This is a genomic window from Rossellomorea sp. GQ25 (assembly GCF_059758515.1).
The window spans coordinates 55967-69360 of sequence record NZ_JCAXEQ010000011.1; the positions used below are offsets into that span (position 1 = coordinate 55967).

Annotated in this window: 15 protein-coding genes, 2 tRNA genes, 1 rRNA gene and 1 pseudogene; 5 read left to right on the forward strand and 14 right to left on the reverse strand. The window is 40.3% G+C overall.

The genetic code is table 11. The features are described 5' to 3' along the window. Positions 1–328 precede the first annotated feature (328 nt). Positions 329–805 carry a CarD family transcriptional regulator gene (locus tag AC6CIB_RS21895; RefSeq protein WP_498284294.1) on the reverse strand — a complete coding sequence of 159 codons (477 nt, stop codon included), beginning with the start codon at positions 803–805 and terminating at the stop codon, positions 329–331. A 146-nt stretch (positions 806–951) separates the two neighbouring features. Further along, positions 952–1122, reverse strand: a pseudogene (locus tag AC6CIB_RS21900) (acyl-ACP desaturase); the annotation flags it as partial. 304 nt (positions 1123–1426) lie between these two features. Between AC6CIB_RS21900 and cspC the strand changes: the two are divergent. After that, a complete protein-coding gene (cspC, locus tag AC6CIB_RS21905) occupies positions 1427–1630 on the forward strand; it encodes a cold shock protein CspC (RefSeq protein ID WP_498284296.1) in 204 nt (67 codons plus the stop codon). Between the two features lie 229 nt (positions 1631–1859). Beyond that, the gene (locus AC6CIB_RS21910; RefSeq protein ID WP_498284298.1) at positions 1860–2006 is read left to right on the forward strand and encodes a hypothetical protein; all 147 of its coding nucleotides are present in this window, start codon (positions 1860–1862) and stop codon (positions 2004–2006) included. Positions 2007–2631: 625 nt separating this feature from the next. Here the strand turns inward: AC6CIB_RS21910 and groL are convergent. Both groL and groES read right to left on the reverse strand, forming a co-directional pair. Continuing rightward, entirely contained in the window at positions 2632–4269 is a 1638-nt protein-coding gene (gene groL, locus AC6CIB_RS21915; RefSeq protein WP_149157832.1) for a chaperonin GroEL, read from the reverse strand. 53 nt (positions 4270–4322) lie between these two features. After that, positions 4323–4610: a co-chaperone GroES gene (gene groES / locus AC6CIB_RS21920; protein WP_034766060.1), complete on the reverse strand. Its 288-nt coding sequence runs from the start codon at positions 4608–4610 to the stop codon at positions 4323–4325. 325 nt (positions 4611–4935) lie between these two features. Between groES and AC6CIB_RS21925 the strand changes: the two genes are divergently transcribed. Together AC6CIB_RS21925 and AC6CIB_RS21930 are read left to right on the forward strand one after the other, a co-directional pair. Continuing rightward, positions 4936–5679 carry a CPBP family intramembrane glutamic endopeptidase gene (locus AC6CIB_RS21925; RefSeq protein ID WP_498284300.1) on the forward strand — a complete coding sequence of 248 codons (744 nt, stop codon included), beginning with the start codon at positions 4936–4938 and terminating at the stop codon, positions 5677–5679. Continuing rightward, positions 5676–5882: a YdiK family protein gene (locus tag AC6CIB_RS21930; RefSeq protein ID WP_044340660.1), complete on the forward strand. Its 207-nt coding sequence runs from the start codon at positions 5676–5678 to the stop codon at positions 5880–5882. The genes AC6CIB_RS21925 and AC6CIB_RS21930 overlap by 4 nt, the downstream gene beginning before the upstream one ends. A 15-nt stretch (positions 5883–5897) precedes the next feature. On the opposite strand, the gene tatC is transcribed toward AC6CIB_RS21930, so the two are convergent. Genes tatC through AC6CIB_RS21945 form a run of 3 tightly spaced genes read right to left on the reverse strand, consistent with a single transcriptional unit; the run spans position 5898 to position 7589 of the window. Continuing rightward, complete coding sequence (tatC, locus tag AC6CIB_RS21935) at positions 5898–6671, reverse strand: twin-arginine translocase subunit TatC (RefSeq protein ID WP_498284302.1); 774 nt, start codon at positions 6669–6671, stop codon at positions 5898–5900. Positions 6672–6686: 15 nt separating this feature from the next. Further along, positions 6687–6857, reverse strand: coding sequence for a twin-arginine translocase TatA/TatE family subunit (locus tag AC6CIB_RS21940; RefSeq protein ID WP_044340658.1), 171 nt, complete (start codon positions 6855–6857; stop codon positions 6687–6689). 54 nt (positions 6858–6911) lie between these two features. Further along, positions 6912–7589, reverse strand: a complete 678-nt coding sequence (locus AC6CIB_RS21945) for a redox-sensing transcriptional repressor Rex (protein WP_149157836.1) — start codon at positions 7587–7589, stop codon at positions 6912–6914. A gap of 190 nt (positions 7590–7779) precedes the next feature. Between AC6CIB_RS21945 and AC6CIB_RS21950 the strand changes: the two genes are divergently transcribed. Then, complete coding sequence (locus tag AC6CIB_RS21950; RefSeq protein WP_498284304.1) at positions 7780–9726, forward strand: ABC-F family ATP-binding cassette domain-containing protein; 1947 nt, start codon at positions 7780–7782, stop codon at positions 9724–9726. A 353-nt stretch (positions 9727–10079) separates the two neighbouring features. Here AC6CIB_RS21950 and tsaD read toward each other — a convergent pair whose 3' ends face one another. The 7 genes from tsaD to rrf form a co-directional block, all read right to left on the reverse strand. Beyond that, positions 10080–11096 carry a tRNA (adenosine(37)-N6)-threonylcarbamoyltransferase complex transferase subunit TsaD gene (gene tsaD / locus AC6CIB_RS21955; RefSeq protein ID WP_498284306.1) on the reverse strand — a complete coding sequence of 339 codons (1017 nt, stop codon included), beginning with the start codon at positions 11094–11096 and terminating at the stop codon, positions 10080–10082. Then, a complete protein-coding gene (rimI, locus tag AC6CIB_RS21960) occupies positions 11093–11530 on the reverse strand; it encodes a ribosomal protein S18-alanine N-acetyltransferase (protein ID WP_498284308.1) in 438 nt (145 codons plus the stop codon). Before rimI ends, tsaD begins: the two co-directional genes overlap by 4 nt. Positions 11531–11551: 21 nt before the next feature. Further along, positions 11552–12250, reverse strand: coding sequence for a tRNA (adenosine(37)-N6)-threonylcarbamoyltransferase complex dimerization subunit type 1 TsaB (tsaB, locus tag AC6CIB_RS21965; RefSeq protein ID WP_498284310.1), 699 nt, complete (start codon positions 12248–12250; stop codon positions 11552–11554). Further along, positions 12247–12702 (reverse strand): tRNA (adenosine(37)-N6)-threonylcarbamoyltransferase complex ATPase subunit type 1 TsaE, encoded by a 456-nt coding sequence (tsaE, locus tag AC6CIB_RS21970; RefSeq protein WP_498284312.1) that lies wholly within the window; start codon positions 12700–12702, stop codon positions 12247–12249. The genes tsaB and tsaE overlap by 4 nt, the downstream gene beginning before the upstream one ends. A gap of 166 nt (positions 12703–12868) precedes the next feature. After that, positions 12869–12945 (reverse strand) — tRNA-Asp (locus AC6CIB_RS21975). A gap of 79 nt (positions 12946–13024) precedes the next feature. After that, positions 13025–13098, reverse strand: a tRNA-Met gene (locus tag AC6CIB_RS21980). Between the two features lie 91 nt (positions 13099–13189). Further along, positions 13190–13306: ribosomal RNA gene (gene rrf, locus AC6CIB_RS21985) — 5S ribosomal RNA — on the reverse strand. Between the last annotated feature and the right edge of the window lie 88 nt (positions 13307–13394).

Here is a 13394-nt window from a genome sequence, read left to right on the forward strand (position 1 = left end):
TAATGACTTTGATATTATATTGTATACCTAAAACAATGAAAGCCTACCTCTCTTTCTTCCTCACGGCTCCTTGTCCGTGCCAGTGTGAATCATGATTGCAAAAACAAGCGACTATTTTATCAAGTTATTTGATGAAACTTCAAGCGTTCGTAAAAGAAATTAAAATAATAAAAATGGATTAGGTTGTAGAAATAACAATAGAGGTTAATGCTCCAAAAGTGAGCTGAAGAAGTAGAATGCCTTTGAAATATTTTACTTTAAATAATAATCATATTCCCAAAAAACTCAGGTATTTTCGGGAGATGTAATACATTATCTTTTAGTTAAATTAACAAAAACTTTTTATTTGATTTTCAGTGATCCCTTTAATTAATCTCAGTTCACTAATCAAAAATTCATTTGCGTTATTCAGCATTCTTTTTTCGCTTGAATTAAGTGCTTTCTCTTTCTTCATACGCATTAAATCACGTACAACTTCAGCACCCTCTTGTATTTTACCCGTTTTAATTTTGTCCGTGTTCACTTTAAATCTTTGTTTCCACGGCAGTAATCTATCTGATTCTCCATGCTGAAAAATGTGTATGATGTGTTTCAATGCAATTAAGTCAGTAACTGGGCGTATACTTGAACTCAATATTTTACCCGTAGGAATCATGACTTGCATATTACTGATTAACATTCTTATGACATAATACTGTTGTTTTTCCCCTGAGATTTCCTTTTCTTCTATGTCTTTAATTATACCTACTCCGTGCATTGGATAAACAATGTTATCGCCAATTTGAAACAAATAATCCACCTCCATATTTGGTAACCTTCTTAATCTTAACATATATATTATTTTTTATCAAAATTTTAATAATATCATAAACTCATTTCCATCGTCAACTACTTTTCTTTAAAAAATCAGAAAAAGTAATAGGAATCATGTCGTATTACCAATAAAGGGAAAATAACAGAATGGGATCCTTTAAAAGTCGCAGATAAATAAGTTGTAAACCATCGTAAATTCACTTCTGTTAATAAAGCTGTTTCAATGCCTGTAATTACACTAGAAGGAAGAGTAACTTGACTTTCATCCCAAGGAACTCTTTTAAAGTCCATTCCCTTATCCCATGGTATGCCATTTTCGGCAGCCCGGATCTTATCAACTCTTGCACCTGTTAGTTCAACAAAGATAACTTAATTAGAATGGTCATTATGAGTTCTTTGTTTGTATTTTATGATTGCTTACCATTTTCTTTGCGGATTTTTACTGTTTTAGTTAATATCAATAATTTGCAATTTTTTCCGTTTCCTGATATGATTAAGAAGAATTATTTTTGTTCGGTGTAAAGGAAAGTATGAATATCAACTTTTCATCTTGATGGTACTTTGGCCAAGGATAGTAATACAATGTGTGGTAACGCACTAGGAGGCAACAAAAATGGAACAAGGTACAGTTAAATGGTTTAATGCAGAAAAAGGTTTTGGCTTTATCGAACGTGAAAATGGAGACGATGTATTCGTACACTTCTCTGCAATCCAAAGTGATGGCTTCAAATCTTTAGACGAAGGTCAAAAAGTAACGTTTGACGTTGAGCAAGGTGCTCGCGGAGCTCAAGCTTCTAACGTTCAAAAAGCTGCTTAATCTTAAATCGTTTATACAAACAGGCTCTTTATATAGGGCCTGTTTTTTTATGTTTTCTGTATAATACTCAATAAAAAGTTCGCACCTTTGAGATTGGAAAGTTGTTACCCTATTTCGCTCAATTAAAATTGAAAGACATAACTAGAAAGATGTATCAAGATTCCCTAAACGATTTAAAGGACAAGGGTATTCTGATAGCACAAGAGAAGGAATCAATCGAACAGGGAGAATGATTTTTCGAAAAGCATTAGAACTGGATTTTATTAAGAAGGATTCGACGGAATTTGCTTACGTTAAAGATAAGAAAACAATTGAACAGTTGGAAGAAGAGGAAGTTCCAAAGTATCTTGAAAAGAAGAACTGGCCTTGTTTTTAGAAACAGCCAAAAATAATGGACTTGAACATGATTACTTGATTGTTTTAATTCTAACCTTTACAGAAATCAAGGTTGGAGAATTAGTTGCTCTCAAGTGGAAAGAAGTAGACTTCGTAAACCCCACGACAAGCCTACTAAGACGTATTACAACCCAATACATTAAAGTATATGCTAGTGACCCCATAATCCCTAAAATCTAGGTGGAGAATTGTAATAAAGCGATTAGGCGACGAATACTACGATAAGAACTTTATCTTTGCCAAGATGGAGCGACAGTTCGGTTATCCCATTGTGATAAAAAATATTCGAGACCGTATAAAAAGCCTGCTTTCCTTGCTAGCCTGAATGAATAGTTAACACCACACTCTTTGCGGCATACACATACGTCACTTCTTGCCGAGGCAGTGTTTCACTCGAACAAATCATGGACCGACTTGGCCATACAAATGATCAAATTACGAAAAATGTCTATCTCCAGGTAACCCAAGAAATGAAAAAGAAGCTTCCCAACAGTTCAGTGAACTCATGAGAAGCCTCCATTAAAAAAACCTCATGTTAACAAAATGTTAACATTCCATTCTCATCTTACATAAAACCCTTATATATCAAGGGGTGAAGCAGCTTATTACATCATGCCGCCCATTCCACCCATGCCGCCCATTCCAGACATATCTGGCATACCGCCGCCGCCTTCTTCAGGAATGTCCGCTACTACTGCTTCAGTAGTCAGGAACATTGCTGCTACAGACGCTGCGTTTTGAAGTGCAGAACGAGTTACTTTTGTTGGATCTACGATACCTTTTTCGATCATGTTTACCCACTCACCAGTAGCTGCGTTGAAACCGACACCTACTTCTTCCTTCTTCAGACGTTCTACGATGATAGAACCTTCTAATCCAGCGTTGTGAGCGATTTGACGGATTGGCTCTTCAAGAGCACGCAGCACGATGTTGATACCTGTTGCTACATCTGCATCCGCTTCGATTGATGCTACTTTGTTGTATACGTTCACTAGTGCAGTACCACCACCGGAAACGATACCTTCTTCTACTGCTGCACGAGTAGAGTTCAATGCGTCTTCGATACGTAGTTTACGCTCTTTAAGCTCAGTTTCAGTTGCAGCTCCTACTTTCACTACTGCTACTCCACCTGCAAGCTTAGCAAGGCGCTCTTGTAATTTTTCTTTATCAAATTCAGAAGTGGACTCTTCTAATTGAGCACGGATTTGATTTACGCGAGCTGCGATTTTTTCCGGATCTCCAGAGCCTTCTACTACAGTAGTGTTTTCTTTCGTTACCACTACTTTCGCAGCGCGGCCAAGTTGAGTGATGTTTGCAGATTTAAGATCTAATCCAAGATCCTCTGTAATCACTTCTCCGCCTGTAAGAACCGCTAAGTCTTCAAGCATTGCTTTACGACGATCACCGAAGCCAGGAGCTTTAACAGCAACAGCATTGAATGTTCCGCGAAGTTTGTTCACAACAAGCGTTGCAAGTGCTTCACCTTCAACATCTTCAGCTACCATTAATAGTGGCTTACCTTGTTGTACGACTTGCTCAAGTACAGGAAGAACTTCCTGGATGTTACCGATTTTCTTGTCAGTGATTAAGATGTATGGATTTTCTAGAACAGCTTCCATTTTATCAGAATCAGTCACCATGTATGGAGACGCATATCCACGGTCGAATTGCATTCCTTCTACCACGTCAAGCTCTGTTGTGAAACCTTTAGATTCTTCGATTGTGATTACACCGTCGTTACCAACGCGCTCCATTGCTTCTGCAATCAGTTGACCCACTTCTTCGTCAGCCGCTGAGATTGCCGCAACTTGAGCGATTGAATCTTTACCTTCGATTGGCTTAGAGATCACTTTTAATTCTTCTATAGCCGCTTGAACCGCTTTTTCGATTCCTTTACGAACGCCTACAGGGTTAGCACCAGCTGTTACGTTTTTAAGACCTTCACGGATCATCGCTTGAGCAAGAACCGTTGCAGTCGTTGTACCGTCACCGGCGATTTCGTTTGTTTTGCTTGCTACTTCAGCAACCAGTTTTGCACCCATGTTTTCGAATGCATCTTCCAGTTCGATTTCTTTAGCAATGGTTACACCATCATTTGTAATAAGTGGTGAACCGAATTTTTTCTCAAGTACCACGTTACGTCCTTTTGGTCCAAGAGTTACTTTTACTGCATTTGCTAATTGATCGACACCGCGAAGCATGGAACGACGTGCTTCTTCGCTGAATTTAATATCTTTAGCCATTGATAAAGTCCTCCTCTTATTTAAATAAAGTATTGTTTATATACGAAGTTTGATTATTCGCCAACTACAGCCAGAATATCGCTATCACGAAGGATCAGGTATTCTGTGCCTTGGTATTTCACTTCTGTACCAGCGTATTTAGAGAAAATGATTCGATCGCCGACAGCTACCTCAAGAGCAACGCGCTCACCGTTGTCAAGAATGCGACCAGTACCTACAGCCATCACTTTACCTTCTTGTGGCTTTTCCTTTGCGGAATCCGGTAGCACAATACCGCTTGCTGTTTTTTCTTCTGACTCAACTAGCTCGATAACGACGCGATCACCTAGTGGTTTTAACAAGTGAAACAACCTCCTTGAAATTATGTAAATGATATTTATTAGCACTCGCTTGTTGTGAGTGCTAATACAACTATTATATTAATTAATTCGTTTTCATTTTGCAAGAGTCCTGCTTAAAATTTTTTTCGTCATATTTCTCTTTTTTTCACACCTCCTATACTATGCCTCACCATATGCCTTTATTCTTAAGTCGATTGAAGTGTGACAATTCTAACAAAACCCTTAGATTTGAACAGTTCCTCTTTTCTTAGTAGAATTGTACAAGAGTGAGTTCAAGATGAAATGAGGTTATCCTCATCGAACAGGTGCTAAAGGAGATCATACGTTGAAAAAACATTTCGGATATATCTTAATTACCTATATTGTCATGCAGCTTTCAAGTGTTGTAGGCATCCCCTTATTATTTAAAATTGGTGTAGATGTGCTTGGTCAACCCGAAGATACAGTTAAGAGTGTCGTTCCGGGATACTGGCTCGTGATCAGCTTTACGTTAACCCTGCTCGTTGTATGGGGCATTCTAAGGAAAAGTGAAACAAGCACAGGACTTGAACGTTCCGCTCCCATGAATGCAGGCGGTTCAATTGTGTGGGCTGTAGTCGGGATTTTCATGGCGTTCATCGCCCAATCCATCGCGATTCAAATTGAGTATGCGTTAGGTATCCAGATGGGATCTGAAAATACGCAAATGATTATTGGGATTATCGAAAAGGTACCACTATCCATGATGGTAGCTGCGATCATTGGGCCAATATTAGAAGAGATTGTATTCAGAAAGATTATCTTCGGTGTACTTTATGAGAAGATGAATTTCTTCTTCGCCGCGTTAATCAGTTCTGTTATATTCGCTCTCGCGCACTTTGAGCCTGAGCATGTGATCTTGTACTCTGCTATGGGCTTTACCTTTGCGTTTCTCTATGTCAAAACGAAGCGTATCCTGGTTCCAATATTTGCCCATGTTGCCATGAATACAACCGTCGTTCTAATGCAATCTATCTATAAGGATGAAATTGAAAAAATGATCAACGAAGCTGAACAAATACAAGGATTTATTGGAGGATTATTTCTATGAGGAGATCACCATTATTCTCAGGCGTGATCTATCTCCTTCTAGGTGTGCTCTTCACATACTTTGCTGTACAAAATGTACAGGATGATGGTTGGGGATTTTTCACTTATATGCTCGTCTTTCTGGCAACTCTTGATTTTGGTTCCGGGTTGCGGATGGTGATGCTGCATTTCAAAATTAAAAAGAAAATAGAGAATAAAAAATAAGGATTGATCATTTGATCAATCCTTATTTATATCTTCGAACTGTTCCATTTCAAGCTTTTGTTCTGCTTCCAAAACCTTTTTATACCCGATTTTAGAAATCCAAATACTGATTTCATAAAGAAGAAGCAAAGGAACTGTTACCATTAAATGCGAAACGATGTCCGGCGGTGTGATGAAAGCGGCTATGACTAACAATATAAAGTACGCCAATTTTCTCATTTGTGCCAGCAGCATCGGCGTAATAATTCCCAGGCGTGTCAGAAACAGCATAATAACCGGCAGTTGAAATAGAAATCCAAATGGAATGGTTATTTGAAACAGGAAATGAAAGTATTCATTAATTCCAATCACTTGCTGGATATTCAGATTGGTTGATAAACCCATCATGAATTTCACAACATATGGAAACAAAATAAAATATGAAAATGACAATCCACCTAAGAAAAGAATGACAGAAATCGGTATGTAACTGAGCGTTACCTTCCTCTCTTTCTCATATAAGCCTGGACTTACGAACGACCATACTTGAAATAGAATGACGGGTGATGTCATGATGATCGCAATAAACATGATCATTTCCATATAGATTTTGAGAGGGTCTGTAATCCGAAAGGCGTTCATCGTCAATTCTTTCGCTTCATCCGCGTGCTGCAAATATCGAATCAACGGCTCCGCAAGAAAAAAGCTCACGATTACCGCTAACAAGAAGAAAACGACTACAAACATGAGTCGTTTTTGCAATTCTCCTATATGTTCATAGACTGTCATGTCTCTTTGACTTTGACTCATGGCGTTCATCCTACCCTACTTAGCTTTTTTACTATTATCGTCCTCATCATCTGCTAAGCCCTTTGTTGCATTTTTAAATTCGCGTAATGTATTACCAGCTGCTTTCCCTAACTCAGGCAATTTCTTTGGTCCAAAGATCAGTAAAGCAACAACAGTTATCAGTACGATACTACCTGCACCTAACATAATGAGACACCTCCTCTTTTACCATTCTATCATAACGTATATACGAATCATTTTCTATTCGGATATGATTCCATCTTGTGACATTTCCGTGTCATCCTCTGAATAATGCTTTAAGAAGTATACCAGTGATTGAAGTTCAACTGCCAAATCAATATGATGGACGCGAATATGGTCCGGCACCGTTAATCTCGCAGGAGTGAAATTCAGGATCCCCTTAATATTAGAAGAAACCAATCGGTCTGTGATATTTTGAGCAGAAGATGCCGGAACCGTCAGAATGGCCACTTCAATATCATGCCCCTCAAGCTTCTCTTCTAAATCATCTAAATGAAAAACGGGTACATCGCTGATTTGTGTCCCAACCTTCTTTTCATCTACTTCAAAAGCCATTTCAATCTTAGTATTATTATTTTTTATGAAATTATAATGAAGAAACGCTGTACCGAGATTCCCTACACCTATCAGCACAACCTTCGTAATGGCATCTTGATCTAATGTCTTACGAAAAAAGGATAGAAGGTAATTGACATTATAGCCATAACCCTTTTTACCTAACGCGCCAAAATAAGAAAAATCTCTGCGTATCGTGGCAGAATCAACCTTCACCGCTTCACTCAATTCTTTTGATGAAACCCTCTGCTTTCCCGATGAGTACAGATTCTTGATAAAGCGATAATATAGCGGAAGGCGTTTAGCCGTTGCCTGTGGAATTTTCGTTGTATCCTGGTTCATATTGTATTCCCCCACATCTATTCAAAACCTCTGATACCGCTTCCAAAATAGAAAGCATACAGAATTTAAAACTCTACTACCCATCATACACTATATTTTATCCTAAGTGTACGAAGATTAATAGTCGATTTATTGCCGTTCCCCTCCCAAATACGGTACACTAGCACTATGAAATAGAGGTGAAAACGTCATGATTCTACTACAAGTGAATCAACTAACGAAAAACTTTGGTGCTGATAATATCCTATCAAATATTAAGCTTGAAATACAGACAAGAGATCGGGTGGCTCTCGTTGGACGCAACGGTGCAGGAAAGTCGACTCTTTTAAAAATAATTGCAGGACATCTCTCCTATGATTCCGGAGACATCACGAAACCAAAAGGGGTTTCCATTGGATACCTGGCTCAGAATACCGGCTTGGAGTCTGATCTATCCATTTGGTCGGAAATGCTGACCGTCTTCGAGGAATTGCAGAGACAGGAAAAGCAATTAAGAACATTGGAGCAGCAGATGGCCGACCCTTCGGTGTATGACCAAGAAGAGCTCTATCAACGCGTATTAAAAGAATACGATGAGCTTCAAGTCAGGTTCAAGGATTCCGGTGGTTACCAATATGAAGCGGATATCCGCTCTGTCCTTCACGGATTGAATTTCGCAGATTTCGATTACGATACAAAAATATCCACATTGAGCGGTGGCCAGAAAACCCGTCTCGCGCTTGGTAAACTTCTTTTAACCAGACCTGACATTCTCATTCTTGATGAGCCGACAAACCATCTTGATATTGAGACTTTATCGTGGCTTGAGACGTACCTTCAAAGCTATGAAGGAGCCGTCTTGATCGTTTCCCATGACCGATACTTCCTGGATAGCGTCGTCAATCAAGTGTATGAGATTTCCCGGAATCGAAGCAAGAAATACCTGGGTAACTACAGTAAATACCTTGAACAGAAAGCAGAAGACTACGAAAAGGATCTCAAGTTGTTCGAGCGCCAGCAACAGGAGGTCGCTAAACTCGAAGACTTCATTCAACGGAATATCGCCCGTGCTTCTACAACTAAGATGGCCCAAAGCCGCCGAAAAAAGCTGGAACGAATGGACAAAATGGATAGACCCCTGGGAGATGAGAAATCTGCCAACTTTGCTTTTCAAATTGATCGTCCAAGTGGAAATGATGTTCTTCACGTCCAAGACCTTACCATCGGATATGAAAAAGACGAACAGATTTCATCTCACATCGACTTCTCTGCTAAAAAGGGAGACAGTATCGCTCTTGTAGGTCCAAACGGAATCGGGAAATCGACTCTGTTGAAAACATTGGTCAATAAGCTGCACCCTCTAGAAGGAGCATTTAAATTCGGATCAAATGTTTCGATTAGTTATTATGATCAAGAACAAGCCGAACTATCTTCCAATAAGACCGTCTTAAATGAACTTTGGGACGAATACCCAATGAAAATGGAAAAAGAAATCCGCACTGTACTTGGAAACTTCTTATTCTCAGGGGAAGATGTCTTAAAGCCTGTTTCCACACTGAGTGGTGGAGAGAAAGCACGTCTGGCACTTTCCAAGCTCATGATGGAAAAAGGGAATGTCTTGATCCTGGATGAGCCGACGAACCATCTGGATTTAGATAGCAAAGAAGTGCTGGAGAATGCATTGATTGACTACCCTGGGACGATTCTCTTTGTATCACACGACCGTTATTTCATTAATCGAATTGCCACAAAGGTTGTAGAACTGTCCAAAAAGGGATCGACGGAATACCTTGGCGATTACGATTATTATGTAGAGAAGTTACAACAGCAGGAAGAACTGGCTGCACTCGAACGGATGGAACAAGGAGAACAAGAGTCATCACAGGTGACGACTCAAAAACAGTCCCACAAGATCGATAAAGAGGCGAAGAAGCTTGAGCGCCAACGCAAACGCAGAGTAGAAGAAATTGAAGGTCTCATGGAAACTCTTGAAGAAGACATCCAGGAAAAAGAGGATCTTCTCTGTGACCCTGACATCTTTCAAGATCATGAAAAGGTACAGGACATCAATGACTCCCTCACAAAAGCAAAAGAAGAGCTTGATTCTCTTTTGGAAGAATGGACAGAACTTGAGGAGATTCTTCAGGAAGAACAGTAATCCACAGGGTTGGGGATAATTATAGGACCCCAATCCTTTTTTTATTCCACATCATTATCCACAATCCAAATCCTGTTTATCCGTTATTAACAGAGGTTTTCCACATAATCCACAATTCAAACATAAGTTATCCACAATAACTTCCATAAATTAGGTCATTCATAATAGAGTTTTTTCACATAGTGTACACATTATTTATGTAGTTATTAACATTTTATCCACAGTCTGTTGATAAAACGTATGTTCGTTCCTTTTTCTTCTCATTCACTCACAAGATATCAACAATACCCACGAACAATCACTGGATTTAATAAACAAAAAGCTTAAACGAAGTCTCGTTTAAGCTTTCCCTTTTAGAAATTCTCGATATCAAGACCAGGATGAGCATTCATATTCATGCTTCCTCTTTTGCCTTGTTCAAATAAAACCGTTCCAGCAGCTGCTATCATAGCAGCATTATCAGTACAAAGAGATAACGGAGGGATGATCAACTCCGCTTCCACCCCTTCAAATGCTTCTTGAAGGGCAGCACGCAAGCCTTTATTGGCTGCAACTCCACCAGCCAGTAATACTTGTTCCACTCCATATTGCTTTACAGCTTTAACGGTTTTTGTCACTAACACATCAATCACACTGGCTTGAAAGCTCGCTGCCAAATCCTGTGGATGAATGGTTACTCCTTTTTGCTTTGCATTGTGTAACGTGTTAATAACTGCCGACTTCAATCCACTGAAGCTAAAATCATAGGAACCCTCTTCTAGCCATGCACGGGGCAAATCAATATTGGGTTCCCCTTCATGAGCCAACCGATCGATATGGGGTCCCCCAGGGTACGGAAGACTCAAGGTCCGGGCCACTTTATCATAGGCTTCCCCCGCTGCATCGTCCCGGGTCTCCCCGATTACTTGAAACGAACCGTGCTTTTTCATGAACACAAGCTCTGTATGGCCTCCGGAAACAACTAATGAAAGCAGAGGAAACCTCATCTCTTTCACTAATCGATTTGCATAAATATGTCCTGCAATGTGATGGACACCTACCAAAGGTTTGTTATGAGCAAAAGCGAGTGCCTTGGCAGCATTAACACCAATCAGAAGGGCTCCCACTAAACCGGGTCCTTCCGTCACGGCGACACAATCAATTTCGTCCATCGTCATATCAGCTTGTTCAAGCGCTTCCTCCAGCACAAACGTAACCTGCTCCACATGATGACGTGAAGCAATTTCAGGGACCACTCCACCGAACCGCTTATGACTTTCAATCTGAGACGAAACAATATTCGCCACAATCTCTCTTCCATTTTTCACAATCGCCACAGCTGTTTCATCACAGCTTGTCTCGATTCCCAATACAAACGTATCTTTTTTCATAAATTCACCCACATTACTAAAGCATCCTCTTGATTATCCGAATAATACCGCTTACGGATTCCTCCATCTTGAAACCCCAGCTTTCGATATAAATGTTGTGCCGGTGTATTGGATGCCCTGACTTCGAGGGTCATCACACGAGCTCCAAATTCAATCGCAATACCTATGATCTTGCGCATGAGGCCTTCTCCCAAGCCCCGCCCCCGATAATCCGGGAGCACAGCCACATTTGTGATATGGGCCTCATCCACTACAAGCCACACCCCACAGTACCCAACAAGCTTGTCTTCATCTTCGGCAACGAGATACGTAGACAGGTGGTTATGTTCGATCTCATTCAAGAAAGCGTCCCGGCTCCAAGGAATGCTAAAAGATTGGTCTTCAATTTCCATTACAGCCTCTAAATCATCAACCGTCATAAATCGTATATCCATATTCTAACGATCCTTTATCTTCTATTCAGATTTTTTTTGAGATTCCATCCATTTCACTTCTGCTTCAGCCATCCGTATATAATTAGGGAGCACTTCATGCGCAGACTTTTCTTCCAGACCACTACCAATAAAAGCAAGTTCAGAGGGACGTGGATTATGACTGACAAAAGGAGCGATTTTTGCTTGATCTCCCAGGACTTCCTTAATCATGCTCTCGTGAATGCTAACATCATTACCGACAAATAGGATATCTTTATTAAAATCCTTTAACTTCGTCACCCATTCTTCCAGCAGTATGTTGCAATCATCTTCAACACAAATTAATTGATCTCCCTGAAACTCGTAAAGTCCAGTGTATACCTGTCCCCTTCTTGCATCGAACAAAGGAACAATATATCCTGTAAAATATCGTCCAGATGAAGCCAGTGTCGCAAGACTTGATACTGGAATGAGCGGGATGCCAAGGGACCATGCAAGGGTCTTCGCTAAGGTGACCCCTATCCGGACACCTGTATAGGAACCCGGACCATTTGCAACGACAACCTTCGTTAAGTCCTTCGCCCCAATCCCGCAATCCTTTAACAATTGTTCGATAGCCGGCATGGCTCTTACTGAATGATTCTTCTTAATATAGGTAATGTACTCTCCAATTACCTTGTCTTCCTCGATAAGCGCAACGCCTAACGGATAATTGGAGGTATCAATCGATAATATCGTCATGACACAATCTCCTTACACAATTCACTATAACGATCACCATAGGGCTTCAACACGATTCTTCTCGTGGAATCGCCTTCCCGGTAAATCGATAGACTTAATAATTCTTCCGGAAGTTGATCTTGAATTAAGTGAGCCCACTCAACGACGGTCACACCTTCCCCTTCAAAGTATTCATCGAATCCCAAATCTTCAAAGGAATCATCCAACCTGTATACATCCATATGATAAAGAGGCAAACGACCCCTATATTCTTTAATGATGGTAAAGGTGGGACTGTTAACCGTCTTCGTGACACCAAGGCCCTTGGCAAGACCTTTGGTAAAAGTCGTTTTTCCCGCCCCAAGATCACCTTCTAATGTTAACACAGCTCCAGGATTCAAGTTCGCTGCCAATTTCTCTGCAAACTGGCCTGTTTCCTCTGGACTGGTCGTTATGATCTCAAACTGATTCATGTTAATCTCCTCAATCGTCATTTAGAGTATAAAAAACCCTTAGGATCGTTTGTTACCCTAAGGGAGAATGTATATATGTAGTTTACCCTTTTTCGGGTATGAGAGTAAAGGTTGTGGTCACAGACAATAAAAAAACGAAACAAAGTTTCGTTTGAATAAACAAAAATGGCGGTCCGGACGGGACTCGAACCCGCGACCTCCTGCGTGACAGGCAGGCATTCTAACCAACTGAACTACCGGACCAAAGTTTTTTCGCGATAGCGAAAATAACTATCCATGCGTGACTCTTTAAGGATTATCCTATTCTAAGTCAAAAATGGTATTGCGGGGACAGGATTTGAACCTGCGACCTTCGGGTTATGAGCCCGACGAGCTACCGAACTGCTCCACCCCGCGACGATATAAATGTTACTTAAGATGATTACTACTATCTATTCTACTATATGCAGCTTCACTAATAAAGTGATTATGCAAAAAATAAATTTCCGCCTGGCGACGTCCTACTCTCACAGGGGGAGATCCCCCAACTACCATCGGCGCTGAAGAGCTTAACTTCCGTGTTCGGCATGGGAACGGGTGTGACCTCTTCGCCATTGTCACCAGACTATTTCTTGTCTCTTTTTAAAGGACAAGTACTATTATATCGCGTAGATATAATTTTTCAAGGTTTTTTTATATTTTCGTATAAAATT

What these genes read in the sequence shown, in the direction of transcription:
- AC6CIB_RS21895 (WP_498284294.1), bottom strand. Translation starts at nt 805, where the DNA reads ATGGAGGTGGATTATTTGTTTCAAATTGGCGATAACATTGTTTATCCA.
- cspC (WP_498284296.1), top strand. Translation starts at nt 1,427, where the DNA reads ATGGAACAAGGTACAGTTAAATGGTTTAATGCAGAAAAAGGTTTTGGC.
- AC6CIB_RS21910 (WP_498284298.1), top strand. Translation starts at nt 1,860, where the DNA reads ATGATTTTTCGAAAAGCATTAGAACTGGATTTTATTAAGAAGGATTCG.
- groL (WP_149157832.1), bottom strand. Translation starts at nt 4,269, where the DNA reads ATGGCTAAAGATATTAAATTCAGCGAAGAAGCACGTCGTTCCATGCTT.
- AC6CIB_RS21930 (WP_044340660.1), top strand. Translation starts at nt 5,676, where the DNA reads ATGAGGAGATCACCATTATTCTCAGGCGTGATCTATCTCCTTCTAGGT.
- tatC (WP_498284302.1), bottom strand. Translation starts at nt 6,671, where the DNA reads ATGAGTCAAAGTCAAAGAGACATGACAGTCTATGAACATATAGGAGAA.
- AC6CIB_RS21940 (WP_044340658.1), bottom strand. Translation starts at nt 6,857, where the DNA reads ATGTTAGGTGCAGGTAGTATCGTACTGATAACTGTTGTTGCTTTACTG.
- AC6CIB_RS21945 (WP_149157836.1), bottom strand. Translation starts at nt 7,589, where the DNA reads ATGAACCAGGATACAACGAAAATTCCACAGGCAACGGCTAAACGCCTT.
- AC6CIB_RS21950 (WP_498284304.1), top strand. Translation starts at nt 7,780, where the DNA reads ATGATTCTACTACAAGTGAATCAACTAACGAAAAACTTTGGTGCTGAT.
- tsaD (WP_498284306.1), bottom strand. Translation starts at nt 11,096, where the DNA reads ATGAAAAAAGATACGTTTGTATTGGGAATCGAGACAAGCTGTGATGAA.
- rimI (WP_498284308.1), bottom strand. Translation starts at nt 11,530, where the DNA reads ATGGATATACGATTTATGACGGTTGATGATTTAGAGGCTGTAATGGAA.
- tsaB (WP_498284310.1), bottom strand. Translation starts at nt 12,250, where the DNA reads ATGACGATATTATCGATTGATACCTCCAATTATCCGTTAGGCGTTGCG.
- tsaE (WP_498284312.1), bottom strand. Translation starts at nt 12,702, where the DNA reads ATGAATCAGTTTGAGATCATAACGACCAGTCCAGAGGAAACAGGCCAG.